At 69.1% G+C, this 14687-nt stretch carries 12 protein-coding genes; 7 read left to right on the top strand and 5 right to left on the bottom strand.

The annotated features are described in order from the left end of the window. Positions 1 to 155 precede the first annotated feature (155 nt). Together ppx and AC0IY0_RS10550 are read left to right on the top strand one after the other, a co-directional pair. The gene (ppx, locus tag AC0IY0_RS10555; protein ID WP_471763752.1) at positions 156 to 1706 is read left to right on the top strand and encodes an exopolyphosphatase; all 1551 of its coding nucleotides are present in this window, start codon (positions 156 to 158) and stop codon (positions 1704 to 1706) included. Positions 1707 to 2131: 425 nt separating this feature from the next. Continuing rightward, positions 2132 to 4228, top strand: coding sequence for a methyl-accepting chemotaxis protein (locus AC0IY0_RS10550; protein WP_471763751.1), 2097 nt, complete (start codon positions 2132 to 2134; stop codon positions 4226 to 4228). Between the two features lie 56 nt (positions 4229 to 4284). Here the strand turns inward: AC0IY0_RS10550 and AC0IY0_RS10545 are convergent, their stop codons facing one another. After that, entirely contained in the window at positions 4285 to 6612 is a 2328-nt protein-coding gene (locus AC0IY0_RS10545; RefSeq protein WP_147906589.1) for an NADP-dependent malic enzyme, read from the bottom strand. Positions 6613 to 6690: 78 nt separating this feature from the next. Between AC0IY0_RS10545 and AC0IY0_RS10540 the strand changes: the two genes are divergently transcribed. Next, positions 6691 to 7365, top strand: a complete 675-nt coding sequence (locus AC0IY0_RS10540; protein ID WP_471763889.1) for a CatB-related O-acetyltransferase — start codon at positions 6691 to 6693, stop codon at positions 7363 to 7365. Further along, the gene (locus AC0IY0_RS10535; protein ID WP_419830408.1) at positions 7365 to 7616 is read left to right on the top strand and encodes a DUF3297 family protein; all 252 of its coding nucleotides are present in this window, start codon (positions 7365 to 7367) and stop codon (positions 7614 to 7616) included. Before AC0IY0_RS10540 ends, AC0IY0_RS10535 begins: the two co-directional genes overlap by 1 nt. Here AC0IY0_RS10535 and AC0IY0_RS10530 read toward each other — a convergent pair. The 4 genes from AC0IY0_RS10530 to aspS are packed head-to-tail and all read right to left on the bottom strand — an operon-like array spanning position 7586 to position 11718. Beyond that, entirely contained in the window at positions 7586 to 7909 is a 324-nt protein-coding gene (locus AC0IY0_RS10530; RefSeq protein WP_419830407.1) for a hypothetical protein, read from the bottom strand. The two genes, AC0IY0_RS10535 and AC0IY0_RS10530, sit on opposite strands and share 31 nt — an antisense overlap. Next, positions 7906 to 8982 carry an acyltransferase family protein gene (locus tag AC0IY0_RS10525; RefSeq protein WP_147906592.1) on the bottom strand — a complete coding sequence of 359 codons (1077 nt, stop codon included), beginning with the start codon at positions 8980 to 8982 and terminating at the stop codon, positions 7906 to 7908. The genes AC0IY0_RS10530 and AC0IY0_RS10525 overlap by 4 nt, the downstream gene beginning before the upstream one ends. Next, the gene (locus AC0IY0_RS10520; RefSeq protein WP_471763750.1) at positions 8982 to 9851 is read right to left on the bottom strand and encodes a glycosyltransferase family 2 protein; all 870 of its coding nucleotides are present in this window, start codon (positions 9849 to 9851) and stop codon (positions 8982 to 8984) included. The genes AC0IY0_RS10525 and AC0IY0_RS10520 overlap by 1 nt, the downstream gene beginning before the upstream one ends. 22 nt (positions 9852 to 9873) lie before the next feature. Continuing rightward, entirely contained in the window at positions 9874 to 11718 is a 1845-nt protein-coding gene (aspS, locus tag AC0IY0_RS10515; RefSeq protein WP_147937870.1) for an aspartate--tRNA ligase, read from the bottom strand. A gap of 124 nt (positions 11719 to 11842) precedes the next feature. On the opposite strand from aspS, the gene AC0IY0_RS10510 reads away from it, so the two are divergent. The 3 genes from AC0IY0_RS10510 to AC0IY0_RS10500 all read left to right on the top strand — a co-directional run bounded on the left by AC0IY0_RS10510 (position 11843) and on the right by AC0IY0_RS10500 (position 14439). After that, positions 11843 to 12244, top strand: a complete 402-nt coding sequence (locus AC0IY0_RS10510) for a hypothetical protein (protein WP_419830404.1) — start codon at positions 11843 to 11845, stop codon at positions 12242 to 12244. A gap of 86 nt (positions 12245 to 12330) precedes the next feature. Further along, entirely contained in the window at positions 12331 to 13518 is a 1188-nt protein-coding gene (rnd, locus tag AC0IY0_RS10505; RefSeq protein ID WP_147906595.1) for a ribonuclease D, read from the top strand. A gap of 633 nt (positions 13519 to 14151) precedes the next feature. Beyond that, a complete protein-coding gene (locus AC0IY0_RS10500; protein WP_147937869.1) occupies positions 14152 to 14439 on the top strand; it encodes a hypothetical protein in 288 nt (95 codons plus the stop codon). Positions 14440 to 14687: the final 248 nt, after the last annotated feature.

Genomic DNA, 14687 nt, shown 5'->3' with positions numbered 1-14687 from the left:
CCCGATTGGGCTTAGAGCTTGCGCCGTCGCCAGGGATCCCGGTTCGGCCGCGAGCGCAGCGAATCATCGACGTGGAGCCGATCTCGGTTGCGGCTCCGGATTGCACACGCGGCCCGCCGGTCCGGCCGGCCACGTTCCATCAAGGACTCGGACGTTTGGGCAGCCCTCGCGCCAACCTCACCCTCGCGCATTCCGCCGACCGGCCTTCGCGCGATCCGCGGCCGCCGGTGGCGATCATCGATATCGGCTCGAACTCGGTGCGGCTCGTCGCCTATGACGGCCTGAGCCGCGCGCCGACGCCGCTCTACAACGAGAAGGTCCTGTGCGGCCTGGGCCGCAACGTGCTGACCACGGGCCGGCTGAACGAGGACGCGGTCAACCGTGCGCTGACCGCCCTGGGACGGTTCCGCGTGCTGTGCGAGACCATGCGGGTCGGCCGGGTGTTCGTGCTGGCGACGGCAGCGGCCCGGGACGCCGAGAACGGGCCGGACTTCCTGCGCGCCGCCGAGGCCGCCTGCGGCCAGGAGATCCAGCTGCTGTCGGGGCGCCGTGAGGCGGAGCTGTCCGCCATGGGCGTGATCTCGGGCTTCCACGCGCCGGATGGCGTGGTCGGCGACATGGGCGGCGGCTCCCTCGAACTGGTGGACGTGCGCGGCACCGTGGTCGGCCAGGGCGTGACCATGCCGCTCGGCGGCCTCGCCCTGCAGGACCTCTCCGGCGGGTCGATCAAGAAGGCCGCCAAGATCGTGCGCGAGCATATGCGCAAGGCCGAGCCGCAGCTCGAGACCCTGCGCGGCCGGACCTTCTACGCGGTCGGCGGTACCTGGCGCGCCCTGGCGCGGCTGCATCAGGCGGCGCGCGGCTACCCGGTCCACGTGATGCACGGCTACGCGGTGGAGCCCACCGACGAGATGAGCTTCCTGCAGATCGTCGAGCAGACGGATGTCAGCCTGCTCCAGGACGTCGACACGATCTCGGAGGCGCGCCGCCCGCTCCTGGCCTACGGCGCCGTGGTGCTCGAAGAGATCATCCGGGTCGGGCGCCCGCGGGAAGTCGCGATCTCGGCCTCCGGGGTTCGGGAGGGCTTGCTGTTCGAGCAGCTCGACCGCGACACGCGACTCGTCGATCCGCTCCTCGCCTCGGCGGCGGAGTTCAACGCTTTGCGCTCCCGCGCGCCGCGCCACGGCGAGGAGTTGATCGCGTGGACGGACCGGTTCGTGGCGACGCTGGACGGCCCCGAAACCGCGGACGAACGCCGCCTGCGCCATGCGGGCTGCCTGCTCTCGGATGTCGGCTGGCGCGCGCACCCCGATTACCGCGACGAGCAGAGCATCGCGGCGATCCAGAACGCCGCCTTCGTGGGGGTGGACCATCCGGGACGGGCCTATCTCGCCCTCGCCGTCTCGCTCCGCCACAGCGGCCTCGCCCCGGAAAAAGCCAACCCAATCCTCCGGACCGTGGCGGGTCCGCGCCTGTTCGAGCGGGCCCGCCTGCTCGGCGCGATGCTCCGGGTGGCGTTCCCGATCTCGGCCGGCATGGACGGTGCGCTCACCCGGGCGCCGCTCTTCGTCGAGGACGGCCGGGTCACGCTGCGGATGCCGCGGGATTGGGCCGCTCTCGCCAGCGACCGCCTTCTGAACCGGGTGCGCGCACTCGGCCGCGTGGTCGGGATGGACGGGCGCATCGAGATCGACACCGCCGCCTGACCCGACGCGGCCGGCCTGTCAGGCGCGCCGGTTCTGGAGCCGGATCGGCCGGGTACGACGGCCCGAACCCGAACCCGAAACCGGATCGCGCCCGCGGACGCCTGTTCGAGCGGGTACTTCAGTCATCACGTCCCGGGGCACGCCACGAAAGCCCTGCGTGCGACAAACGCGCGGCCTCGCCGCTGCGACGGTGCGGAGCTTTGGCCCCAGCATAAAAATTCTCTATTAACAGCCGATGAGTTGTCGGCACCACCGCACAATATGACATCGTCCAAGCTATAACTATTGAATCATTTATTATAATTATTTGGTTCTTCAACCTCAAAGTACAGCAAATCCATCGCATCAGTAGGATGCGGTGCATCGAAAGAAAGTTTCAGGTATCAGGATCTGCAGAGGCCGTGGGCGGCCATCGGATTGTGATCATGCGTTGGCTTGGACGGTTCTCGATACGGACGCTCCTATGCTTGGTGATCGCCGCTCTGGCGGTGATGTTGCTGAGCTATACGACGACTGCGCTCGTCTCTGCGCAGGAACAGGCCCGGCAAGCCGATCTCGCCGTCACCCTGGCCCATACGAGTCGGCGCCTGCTCAAGACGATCCTGCCACTGCGTCTCGAACGCGGCTCGACTCTCGCCCTGGGTAGCCAGGAACCCGCGGGGCCGAACACGCTGTCGGCGATCGCGACGAACCGGCAGGCGATGATCGAGAGTTTCGCCAGGGCCCAAGACCTCCTGCACGAGCAGACCGTTCCGGCGGTGACCGCGACCGTCACGCGGCTGAACGCAGCGCACGAGGCCGTGAACGCGCTGCGCCCCCGCATCGACGCGGCCCTGCGCCTCACCAAGGAGCGACGCGACGCGACGCTGATGCCCGCGATGCTCGCCGCCTATCAAGAGCTGCTCGATGCCCTGACCGCAACGACGAACGCCGTGGACGGCGCCATCCCCCGTTCGGACGCCGCCCTGCAGCGTTATCTCGGCCTCAAGCGTGCGGCCTGGGCGGCGCGGGTCGCGATCGGAAACGTCGCCCTCCGGGTCCAGACGTCGCTGGCGGCCGGCACCTCCTGGACCCTGCCCGAGACCGTGGCGGCTGCCGGGGAACGGGCGCGGTTGGAAACGGCCTGGGCCGTCACCACCGAGGCCGCCGCCTCCGTCTCGGATACGGTTCGGTCCGCGTTCCAGAATGCCGACGCCAAGAACTTCCAGGGCGAGAACGCGGCCATCGCGAAGGCCGTGTTCGACGCCCTGAGCCAGGGAACGCCGCCGAGCGTGACGTTCCAGGACCTGCGGCAGCGGAATACCGAGACGCAGGCCACCATCGTCGATCTCGCCTACGCGAGCCTCGACGATATGATCGAGCACGCCGACCTCCTGGCCGATGCGGCACGCGGCATCCTGATCCGCAACGTCGCGGCCCTCGCGGCGGTCGTCCTCTTGGTCGGCCTGGGCCTCGTCGTCATCTTCGCCGGCGTGCTCAGGCCGATCAGGACGATGTCGACAACGATGCGGGACCTCGCCGCGGGCGACGCCTCCGTGGAGGTGCCGGTCGGGCTGTATCGCAACGAGTTCGGGCCCATGGCGGCGGCCGTGCAAGTGTTCAAGGACAACCTGATCCGGAACCGTCAGCTGGAAACCGCGGCCGCTGAAGCGCGCCTGGCAACGGAGCAGCAACGCAAGGCCGGCATGCGCCAGATGGCCGAAGCCTTCGAGACGTCGGTCGGCGGTATCATCGGTCAGGTCTCGTCCTCGGCCGCCGAGCTCCAGGCGACCGCCCAGACCCTGACGGCCACCGCGAACCAGACGGCCAGCCAATCGACGACGGTGGCCGCCGCGGCCGAGCAGGCGGCCAGCAACGTCAACACCGTGGCGGCCGCCTCGGAGCAGCTGGGTTCCTCGGTGCAGGAGATCGGCCGGCAGGTCGACGGATCGGCCAAGCTGGCGCTGGGGGCGGTCACCGAAGCCGGGCAGACCGGCGCGCTGGTGCAGGAACTCTGCAGCGCAGTAGCGCGGATCGGCGACGTGGTCGGGTTGATCTCGAACATCGCCGGGCAGACCAACCTGCTGGCGCTGAACGCCACGATCGAGGCGGCTCGGGCCGGAGAGGCCGGGCGCGGCTTCGCGGTGGTCGCCTCCGAGGTGAAGGCGCTGGCCGAGCAGACCGCCAAGGCGACGGAGGAAATCTCCGGCCAGATCGCGCGGGTGCAGGCCTCGACCGGCCAGGCCGTGACGGCGATCGGCACGATCACGGCGCGGATCCGGGACATCAACGCCGTGGCGACCTCGATCGCGGCGGCGGTCGAGGAGCAGGGGGCCGCAACCCAGGAGATCGTCCGCAACGTCGGGCAGGCGGCAGCGGGCGCAGGGGAAGTCACCAGCAACATCGCCGGCGTCGCCAGTGCCGCGGAGGAAACCGGCAAGGCCGCGAGCCAGGTGCTCGGCGCGGCCACCGACCTGTCGCGGCAATCCGAACACCTCACCGCCGAGGTGTCCCGCTTCCTCGACACCGTCCGGGCGGCGTGAAGGCGCGACTGGGAACGATCCCTGCAGCCGAAGCTGCCGGGATCGTTCCGCTCAGTTCACTCGGAGATCATGCCGGCGCCGGCTTCGCCCCCGGGCAGGGGCGCCGGCTCGGATTGCGCCTCGACCACGGCCGCGGCGGTGACGTTGACGATGCCGCGGGCCGTAACCGACGGCGTCAGGATGTGGGCGGGCTTGGCCGGGCCGATCAGCAGCGGCCCGACCGGCAGCGCGTCCGCCAAAACCTTGGCGAACTGGAACGCGATGTTGGCCGCATCCAGGTTCGGGAAGATCAGGACGTTGGCCGCGCCCTTGAGGCGCGAGCCCGGCAGCACCCGGTCGCGCACCAGCTCGGAGAGCGCCGAATCCGCCTGCATCTCGCCGTCGACCATCAGGTTCGGGTCGCGCGACTGCAGAAGCGCCAGCGCCTCCCGCATCTTCATGGCCGAGGGGGAATCCGACTGCCCGAAATCCGAGTGGCTCAGCAGGGCGATCTTGGGCGTCAGGCCGAAGCGGCTGACATGGCCGGCGCAGGCCTGGGCGACCTCGGCGATCTCCTCGGCGGTGGGATTCTGGCGGACATGGGTGTCGGCCAGGAAGTACGCACCTTCGCTGGTCACGATCAGGCTCATGGCGGCGCATTGGGCGATGCCGGGTGCCAGGCCGATCACGTCGCGGATGATCCTGAGCCGGGTCTCGAACCGGCCCTCCAGGCCGCAGATCAGGGCGTCGGCCTCGCCGCGCCGGACCGCGATGGCGCCGATCACGGTGTTGTTGGTGCGCACGAGCGTGCGGGCGGCATCCGGGGTGATGCCGCGCCGGCCAGCGACGTCCAGATAGGTCTGGACGTAGGCGCGGTAGCGGGGATCGTCCTCGGGATCGATCAGCTCGAAGTCGCGACCCTCCTGAATGGAGAGGCCGAAGCGCTTCAGGCGCGATTCGACCACGCGCGGGCGCCCGACCAGGATCGGGAACGCGACCTTGTCCTCCACGATCGCCTGGACGGCGCGCAGGACCCGCTCGTCCTCACCCTCGGCGTAGATCACCCGCTTGGGGTCGGCCTTCGCCTTCGAGAACAGCGGCTTCATGATGAGGCCGGACCGGTGGACGAACCGGTCGAGGCTGTCGACGTAGGCGTTGAAATCCGTGAGCGGCCGGCCGGCGACGCCGGAATCCATCGCGGCCTTGGCCACCGCCGGGGCGATGCGCACGATCAGGCGCGGGTCGAACGGGCTGGGGATCAGCGATTCCGGGCCGAACGGCCGTGCCTCGCCGCCATAGGCCCGCGCGACCACGTCGGAGGGAGTCTCGCGGGCGAGCGCCGCGATCGCCTTCACGGCCGCCTGCTTCATCTCCTCGTTGATGCTGGTGGCGCCGACATCGAGCGCCCCACGGAAGATGTAGGGGAAGCACAGGACGTTGTTGACCTGGTTCGGGAAGTCCGAGCGGCCGGTGCAGATCATCGCGTCGGGGCGCTTGGCCTGCGCGAGGTCCGGCATGATCTCCGGATAGGGGTTGGCGAGCGCCATGATCAGCGGCTTGTCCGCCATCTTCTCCAGCAGCTCGGGCTTCAGGACGCCGCCGGCCGAGAGGCCGATGAACACGTCCGCCCCCGGGATCACCTCGGCCAGCGTGCGCGCCTCGGTCTCCTGGGCGTAGACGTCTTTCCACCGGTCCATCAGCTCCGGGCGGCCCTTATAGACCACGCCCTTAATGTCGGTGACCGTGATGTTCTCCCGGGTCGCGCCGAGCGAGACGAGCAGGTTCAGGCAGGCCAGCGCCGCCGCGCCGGCGCCGGAGGTGACGATGCGGACATCCGAAAGCGCCTTGCCGGCGAGTTCGAGCCCGTTGAGGACCGCCGCCGCCACGATGATCGCGGTGCCATGCTGGTCGTCGTGGAAGACCGGGATGTTCATCCGGGCCCGGCACTGCTCCTCGACCTCGAAGCACTCCGGCGCCTTGATGTCCTCCAGGTTGATGCCGCCGAAGGTCGGCCCGAGCGCGCAGACGACGTCGACGAGCTTGTTGACGTCCTTCTGGTCGACCTCGATGTCGAACACGTCGATGCCGGCGAACTTCTTGAACAGGACCGCCTTGCCCTCCATCACCGGCTTGGAGGCGAGCGGGCCGATATCGCCGAGGCCGAGGACGGCGGTACCGTTGGTGAGCACCGCCACGAGGTTCTGGCGGATCGTCAGTTCGGCAGCCTGTTGCGGGTCGTCGTAGATCGCCATGCAGGCGGCTGCGACGCCGGGCGAGTAGGCGAGGGCGAGGTCGCGCTGGTTGCCGAGCGGCTTGGTCGCCTGGATCTCCAGCTTCCCGGGCTGCGGCAGGCGGTGGTAGACGAGCGCCCCGGCCTTGAGGTCCTCGGACATGTTATCGGCCATCGCTCACCTTCCAGCTCGCCTACTTTCCCGGAGACGACGCGGTCGCGCACCGCGCCGGATCCCATCGTGACCGGTCTGTTGCACCGGCTGCGTAGGGGGCGCAACCCGCATAACGAGACGCGGATCCACCTCGCCGCGCTGGCGCGCGCGCACGGCTTCTCCATAGGCGCTTACTCGTACGGGCGTCCCAAAGTGCGCTTCCCGGAGAGCGGCCGTCGCCTGACGATCGGCCGCTATTGTTCCATCGCCGACAAGGTCGAGATCCTGCTCGGCGGCGACCACCGGCTCGACTGGGCCTCCACCTACCCGTTCGCGGCGATGCGCGGCCTGTTCCCGGATGCGCTTGCACCGGCGGATTACCACGCCTCGCGCGGCGACGTGGTGATCGGGCACGATGTCTGGCTCGGGTCCGGCTGCATGATCCTGTCCGGCGTCACGATCGGGCACGGCGCCGTGGTCGCTGCCCGGGCGGTGGTGACCCGGGACGTCCCGGCCTACGCTGTGGTCGCCGGCAATCCGGCCCGGGTGGTGCGCCACCGCTTCGACGAGGCCACCGTGGCGGCGCTGGTGGAGACCGCTTGGTGGGACCGGCCGCACGCGACGGTGACGCGGCTGGTGCCGCTGCTGCAGAGCGGGCGGATCGCCGACCTGCTCGCGGCGTTGCGCGCCGAGCCGGATTCCCGTACCGGCGAGCCCTTCGCCCTGCCGGACCCGCGCGGGGCCGCACACGAAACCGACCCGAGATCCGGATGATGACCGACACGCCTCCCGACCGCCTGGCCGCGAACCCGAACAGCCCGTTCTACGACGAGGCCATGCTGGAGCGCGGCGTCGGCGTGCGATTCAAGGGCGTCGATAAGACCAACGTCGAGGAATACTGTGTCAGCGAGGGCTGGGTCCGCCTCTCGGCCGGCAAGACCCTCGACCGGGCCGGCAACCCGATGACCGTGAAGCTGAAGGGCACCGTCGAACCCTACTTTCGCGAGCCCGAGGCCGAGGCTTGAGCCTCTCGTAGAGTCAGTGCCGCGCTGAAGTTCTTCAATGCCCCCAGGACCAGCGTATGAACCTGATCCGGCGAGCGGGGCGCATCGATGATCAGGCTCGTCAGGATGTCATTGCGCCGGGCGCGCTGCTTGGCGGTTCGTGCATGGTTCGACAGACGCAGGTGCCAGGGGCTCTTAGATAGCGCGAGATAGAGGCTGTCACCGCGCTCGTTCCGGGCGACGATGGCGAAGCCCTCGGCCTCCAGAAGCCGTGCTGCAAGGGCCAGCGCGGCCGATGGGGGGAGAGTGCTCACGGCCCGGCCGGCTCGATCGTGCCGAGGCTGCGTCGGCCGAGCGCCCGCGCCTTGAGCGCCAGTGCCGGCCGTTCGACGCCGTACCAGGACAGCGCCGCCACCGGCAGCGTCACCGCGAGCGCGGGAGCGAGCAGGGCGAGGCCGGAGGGCTCTGGCCAGAGGGCATGCAGGCTCTGCTGCACCGGCCAGCCGTAGAGATAGATCCCGTAGGACAGGTCGGCCCTCGGATCGAACAGGCCGCGCGCCATCGGCCCGAGGGCGAGCCACACGGCGCCGTAGGCTTCCGCCAGGAACAGCAGGGGCGGGTAGGCCGGCGTTCGAGCGAGGAGCGTGGCCGCGACAGCCAGGCCGGCGAGGACGACACCCGAGACGCGCAGGCTGTCGCGCCACAGATACAGTCCGGCGCCGGCTGAAAAGATGAGCGGCAGCCGCAGGACCGTCTCCAGACCCTTCGGCAACTCGGGGCCACGCCAAGCTATGGCGGCCGTCAAGGCGACAGCGAGCCCCGCAACGATCAAGAGCGCCGGGATCCGCCGGCGGAGGAGGCCGCACAGGGCGGCGAGCAGCACGCCCAAGTAGCAAAGAGACTCGTATTTTAAGGTCCAGATCGTGCCGAGCGGCGCCCGGTACGGGTTGGCCTCGAAGACGCCGGGCAGCGCGGCGTTGCTCTTGAAGGCGGTCAGCGTCCCGCGCACGAACGACCAGAGGGCTGGATCGCGCAGGTACTCGCTCAGCGGCAGGCGCGTCATCGCGGCGCCGAGGAGCAGAGAAACGAGCACGGTGGCGGCGACGAAGCCCGGGAGGATCCGCAGGGCGCGGGCCAGCGCGTAGTCTCTGAGGCCGCGCCGGTCGCAGCTCATGGTGACGAGAAACCCCGAGACCGCGAAGAAGCCGTTCACCGCGTGCTCGCCCAGAGTGTAGCCGGTGAGCCGCGCCAGCGGCTCGTCGCCCGCGGCCCCGGTAGCGACGCTGAAAGCGTGCGAAACGACCACCGCCAGCGCCAGCGCCAGGCGCAAGCCGGTGAAGCCGTTGCGGCCGCGTGCCAGGGCGGTGGCGATCGTGGGGCCGGCCATCAGCGCAGCCCCTCGCGGGCCAGGGCGTCTCGGCCGCGCAGGAAGGCGAGGGCGCCGGATGCGGAGCCACCGTACCGCTCCAGCCCGGACCGGCGCAGGGCGAGTGCCGAGAGCGCGACCTTCGGCAGGTTGGTCATGAGGTGGGACACGCTCGGGTCGGGCAGGCCGTATTTGCGGCTGACATAGGCCCGCGACCACGCCTGATGCCAGCGCGACCGGAACACCCGGCCAAGCTCCGGTGCGGACGAGCGCCCGCGACCGTGCAGAGCCACGGCGCCGTGGACGTGGACGAGGGCGCGGCCCGCATCGGCTACGCGCCGACAGAGGTCGTCGTCCTCGTAGAACAGGAAGATGTTCGGATCGAAGCCGCCGAGGTTGAGGAACAGGGCCCGCGCGATCATCAGACAGGCTCCGGACAGGAACGGCGCGCAGGCATCGCCCTCGGGCAGCGCCGGGCGTCCCCCCGGGTTGGTGAGATACGGCGCCAGCAGCGAGCGCGCCTGGTAGAAGAACCGCCCGTCCGGCTCGACCAGGCGCGGCGCCAGCAGGCCCACATCCGGCCAAGCGGCGGCGGCCGCCAGCAACGCATCGACGGCCCCCGGCTGCAGGACCACGTCCGGATTGACGATGAGGACCCGCTCCGCCGTCACGGCCGCGGTGACGCCGATATTGTTGGCGCGGCCGTAGCCCTCGTTGCGGGCGTTGCGGATCACCCACGCGCCGGCGGCCTCCGCCACCGGCACGGAGGCGTCCCGGCTGGCGTTGTCGACCACGATCGCCGGCACGTGCTGCCGCGCCAGTGCCGCCAGACAGGCCGGCAGCACCTCGGCGCTGTCATGGGCGACGACGACCGCGACGAGGCTCGCCACGGCGCGACCGGTCCGCCTGCGCTTACGCCTTCTTCTCGGGCAGGTTCAGGCGGATGTGCAGCTCGCGGAGCTGCTTGGGCGTCGCCTCGGAGGGCGCGCCCATCATCAGGTCCTCGGCGCGCTGGTTCATCGGGAACAGCACGACCTCGCGGATGTTCGGCTCGTTGCACAGGAGCATGACGATGCGGTCCACTCCCGGGGCGATGCCGCCGTGCGGCGGGGCGCCCATGCGCAGGGCGTTGAGCATGCCGCCGAACTTCTGCTCCAGCACATCGTGGCCGTAGCCGGCAATCGCGAAGGCCTTCTCCATCACGTCGGGGCGATGGTTGCGGATCGCGCCGGAGGACAGCTCGATGCCGTTGCAGACGATGTCGTACTGGAACGCCTTGATACCCAAGATTCTTTTTGTGACTTCGCCGTCCTGGCCCTCTGTGGCCAGGGTATCGAGGTCGAGGGCCAAAAAGTCCTCGCGGTCGATGTTCGGCATCGAGAACGGGTTGTGGGAGAAGTCGATCCGCTTCTCCTCCTCGCTCCACTCGTACATCGGGAAGTCCGTGATCCAGCAGAACGCGTACTGATCCTTGTCGCAGAGGCCGAGCTCGTCGCCGACGCGGATGCGGGCCTTGCCGGCGAGCGCGGCCGCCTTGGCCTCGGTCCCGGCGGAGAAGAACACCGCGTCGCCCGCCTTCGCGCCGGTCTTCTGCGCGATCAGGGCCTGGACCTCGGCCGGGATGAACTTGGCGATCGGCCCCTTGCCGGTAAGCTGCCCGCCGTCGTCCTCGAACACGACGTAGCCGAGCCCGGGCGCGCCCTCGGAGCGGGCCCAGTCGTTGAGCTTGTCGAAGAACGAGCGCGGCTGCGACGCGGCTCCGGTCGCCGGGATCGCCCGGACCACGCCGCCGGCACTGATGACGCCCTTGAAGGCCTTGAACGCCACGTCGTCCCGGGCGAACTCATCGGTAACGTCGGCGATGATGAGGGGATTGCGAAGGTCCGGCTTGTCGACGCCGTATTTCAGCATCGAATCCGCGAAGGTGATGCGCGGGAACTCCTTGGTGACGCGCTTGCCCTCGGCGAACTCTTCGAAGACGCCGCGCAGGACCGGCTCCACCGCCTGGAACACGTCTTCCTGGGTAACGAAGCTCATCTCGATATCGAGCTGGTAGAACTCGCCCGGCGAGCGGTCGGCGCGGGCGTCCTCGTCACGGAAGCAGGGCGCGATCTGGAAGTAGCGGTCGAAGCCCGCGATCATCGTCAGCTGCTTGAACTGCTGCGGCGCCTGCGGGAGCGCGTAGAACTTTCCGGGATGGACCCGGGACGGCACGAGGTAGTCGCGCGCGCCCTCGGGCGACGACGCGGTGAGGATCGGCGTCTGGAACTCGAAGAAGCCGCCGTCGCGCATCCGGCGGCGCAGCGCGTCGATGATCGCCCCGCGCTTCATGATGTTGGCGTGGAGCTTGTCCCGGCGCAGGTCGAGGAAGCGGTACCGCAGCCGCGTCTCCTCAGGGTATTCCAGATCGCCGAAGACCGGCAGCGGCAGCTCGCCGGCCGGACCCAGCACCTCCAGATCGTCGATGTAGACCTCGACCGCCCCGGTCGGCAGCTCGGCATTCTCGGTGCCGGCGGGCCGGGTACGCACGCGCCCGTCGATACGCACCACCCATTCCGAGCGCGCGACCTCGGCGGCCTTGAAGGCGGGCGAGTCGGAATCGACCACGCATTGCGTCAGGCCGTAATGGTCCCGCAGGTCGATGAACAGCACGCCACCATGGTCGCGGATGCGGTGGCACCAGCCGGAGAGCCGGACGGTCTGTCCGACGTCGGACGGGCGGAGCGCCCCGCAGGTGTGGGAACGGTAACGGTGCATGACGGGCTTCTTCTCTGGGAAGGCGGGCACCATTCACGCGAGGCCCCCCAAGTCAAGCACGCGACGCCGGAAACCGGTGCCGAACCGGGCCTCCAGCCTACCGGACGGGGCCCACGATCCCCATATGATGTCCATGAGCCAAAACGCGTTTTCCGTTTCTGTCGGCCGTCCCGACCGGCCCGTCGAAAGCCAGTCCGGCGCCTGGCGCACGCTACCGCTCGAGGGGCATTTCGATCTGGTCTACGAGGACGCGACCGGTGCCTGGAGCAACCGCTCCCTGTCTGCGCGCGAACTGAAGCTCGGACCGGGCCGGACGCTCCTGGGCGGCATCGACGCCCGCCGGGGCGGCTATCGCGGCTTCCGGGTCGACCGGATCCGCCGGCTGACCGACGGCGCCACGGGCGAGCGCATCGAGACCGGCATCCTGGATCGCCTGCTCGGGCGCGCCGAAGCCCAGCGCCGGGCCGACGCAATGCGGATCCGCCGGCAGGCCCAGGCGCGCCGCCGGACGGCCTTGGCGAGCTGACCGGGCGCAAAGAGGACCGTGTGAAACATGGGGACCTTCGCGCAGGCGTCTCCCCATGACGGCGCCGGTTGCGTATAGCCGGATCCATGGACCTGATTACCACCACCGCCGCGCTGCACGACGTCTGCTCGCGTCTCGCCGAGCAACCCTTCGTGACCGTCGACACGGAGTTCATGCGCGAGACGACGTACTACCCGAAACTGTGCCTGATCCAGATCGCGGCACCGGACGGGACCGGCGTATTGGTCGATCCCCTGGCGCCGGGCATCGACCTGCAACCGTTCATTGATCTGATGGCCGACGAGCGGACCGTGAAGGTGTTCCACTCGGCCCGTCAGGATCTCGAGATCATCTGGCTGATGGGCGGGATCCTGCCGCAGCCGTTCTTCGACACGCAGGTTGCCGCCATGGTCTGCGGCTACGGGGATTCCGTGTCGTACGAGCAGCTCGTCAACGACGTGGCGAAGGCCAAGATCGACAAATCGTCACGGTTCACCGACTGGTCACGGCGGCCGCTCTCGGAAGCCCAGCTCAGCTACGCCCTGTCGGACGTCACCCACCTGGTGAAGGTCTACGAAGTCCTAGTCGCCGAGCTGCTGCGCACCGATCGCGGCGCCTGGCTCGACGAGGAGATGGCGGTCCTGACGTCGCCGGAGACCTACCGGGCCGACCCGGCCCAGGCCTGGCGGCGGCTTTCCGGACGGATGCGCAAGCCCCGTGAGATCGCCGTGCTCATGGAAGTAGCGGCCTGGCGCGAGAGCGAGGCACAGTCCCGGAACGTCCCCCGTGGCCGGGTCCTGAAGGATGAGGCGGTGATCGACGTCGCCTCGGCGGCGCCACGCGGCGCCGAGGCCCTGGGCCGGCTGCGGACGATTCCGGCCGGCTTCGAGCGTTCGCGCACTGGAGCCGACATTTTGGCAGCCGTGGAGCGCGGTCTCACCCGGGACACCGGTGACATCCGCATACCGGAGCGGATGCGCCGGAGCGGCGGCAACGGTGCCATCGTGGAATTGCTGAAGGTGCTGCTCAAGGCAGTGTGCGAGTCCGAGGCCGTCGCGCCGAAGATCATCGCGACGGTGGACGACCTGGAGGCCATCGCGGACGACGACACCGCCGAGGTCGCCGCGCTGCAGGGCTGGCGCCGGACCCTGTTCGGCGACAAGGCCCTCGCCTTGAAGCAGGGTCGTCTGGCGCTTTCGGTCGAGAACGGCCGCATCGTGGTTCGAGAACTGGAGCCGACGAGCGCGGTGGGTCACTCGGGTGTCGATGGCTAGGGTCACGGGCGGGCGCCGGGACAGCGTCTGCGAAGGCGGTGGCGGTCGATAGGTGTTTACCGCGCCTCGGCGCCGGATGTGGCCCTGACCGGAGCCACTCTGAGTAAATTTCCGGCATCCTGGGATCGAGGAAGAGAGACATCTCTCAGCGAACCATCTTCGGGGCCCAGGCCGCTTGTTCGAATGTCGCCCCAAAGAAGGATGGCCGGTCGTCGGACCTGGCTCACATGGCCTTCGCCGTAAGCGTTACCCCGATCGAGGATTAGGTCCGTGTCGACCCCCGGCCCACGGCCAGGCGCAACCAGTCTATTTGATTTCTGTGGCGCTGTTATCGAAGCGGGGTTGCACCCCGGCACGGTAGGCGACCGCACCGAAACACTCGAACGGAGTTGTCTTCAGCGTATCGCGCCCGCCGTGAACGGTATCGGCGGCGTCCTGCTCCCCAGATGCTGCAAAGCACAAGGCTGTCGCCGGTTGTCCGTATCAGCGCAGCACCGTGAAGCTTCCGACGCCTGCACGCCGACGACGCTGCCGCCTCACGCAACAATACGGTCACGAGGGCGTGACACGTCGCGGCGGTAGGATTAAGTGGCAATGTTGCTTGCCACTTAATCCTACCGCCGCGTCACGCGTATGTTCGAACCGAACGAGATCCTGACGACGCTGACCGGGCGGGGCCTTGTCACGGCTGAAGGATGCCAAAGCGTTCGTGTCCGCTACCGTGTCGTCGTGGAGCGAAGGCAGGGCGGTGTGTTCGCCCACGGTGACCTCCACGGCAGCCATGCCGGCTTGAGACCGATCTGGCTCGAACCCGATGCCCAGCTCCGTCTCAAGAACGGCCGCCGCGTCGACATCTCCCTGACGGACCTCGTCGGCGACAGTGCCGAATTCGAAAGCGTTGGCGACGTCGGCGCGCTGTGACCGGTAACGACCGACGTTACTGACGGCCGGCAAGGGCTGTCTGCATGCATTGTTCGTAGCGACGCCCGGCCACCCCGCACCAAGCTGTCCCCGGCCGAGCCTGAACCCGCTGATGCCGGCGCAACACCCGGCCCAACCCGCCGGACCGTTGCTGTCTTGAACGTCACGAATCGAGCCGGGACGATTCGGCAATCACAGCCTCGTGAGGAGGACGAGCCACGGGCTCCAAAACGTCGCATCCAACGCGA

The sequence above is a fragment of the Methylobacterium sp. AC315 genome, assembly GCF_979253755.1.
This window is presented reverse-complemented; position numbering and strand designations above follow the sequence as displayed.

What these genes read in the sequence shown, in the direction of transcription:
- aspS (WP_147937870.1), bottom strand. Translation starts at nt 11,718, where the DNA reads ATGCACCGTTACCGTTCCCACACCTGCGGGGCGCTCCGCCCGTCCGAC.
- AC0IY0_RS10510 (WP_419830404.1), top strand. Translation starts at nt 11,843, where the DNA reads ATGATGTCCATGAGCCAAAACGCGTTTTCCGTTTCTGTCGGCCGTCCC.
- AC0IY0_RS10550 (WP_471763751.1), top strand. Translation starts at nt 2,132, where the DNA reads ATGCGTTGGCTTGGACGGTTCTCGATACGGACGCTCCTATGCTTGGTG.
- AC0IY0_RS10535 (WP_419830408.1), top strand. Translation starts at nt 7,365, where the DNA reads ATGACCGACACGCCTCCCGACCGCCTGGCCGCGAACCCGAACAGCCCG.
- AC0IY0_RS10545 (WP_147906589.1), bottom strand. Translation starts at nt 6,612, where the DNA reads ATGGCCGATAACATGTCCGAGGACCTCAAGGCCGGGGCGCTCGTCTAC.
- AC0IY0_RS10500 (WP_147937869.1), top strand. Translation starts at nt 14,152, where the DNA reads ATGTTCGAACCGAACGAGATCCTGACGACGCTGACCGGGCGGGGCCTT.
- rnd (WP_147906595.1), top strand. Translation starts at nt 12,331, where the DNA reads ATGGACCTGATTACCACCACCGCCGCGCTGCACGACGTCTGCTCGCGT.
- AC0IY0_RS10525 (WP_147906592.1), bottom strand. Translation starts at nt 8,982, where the DNA reads ATGGCCGGCCCCACGATCGCCACCGCCCTGGCACGCGGCCGCAACGGC.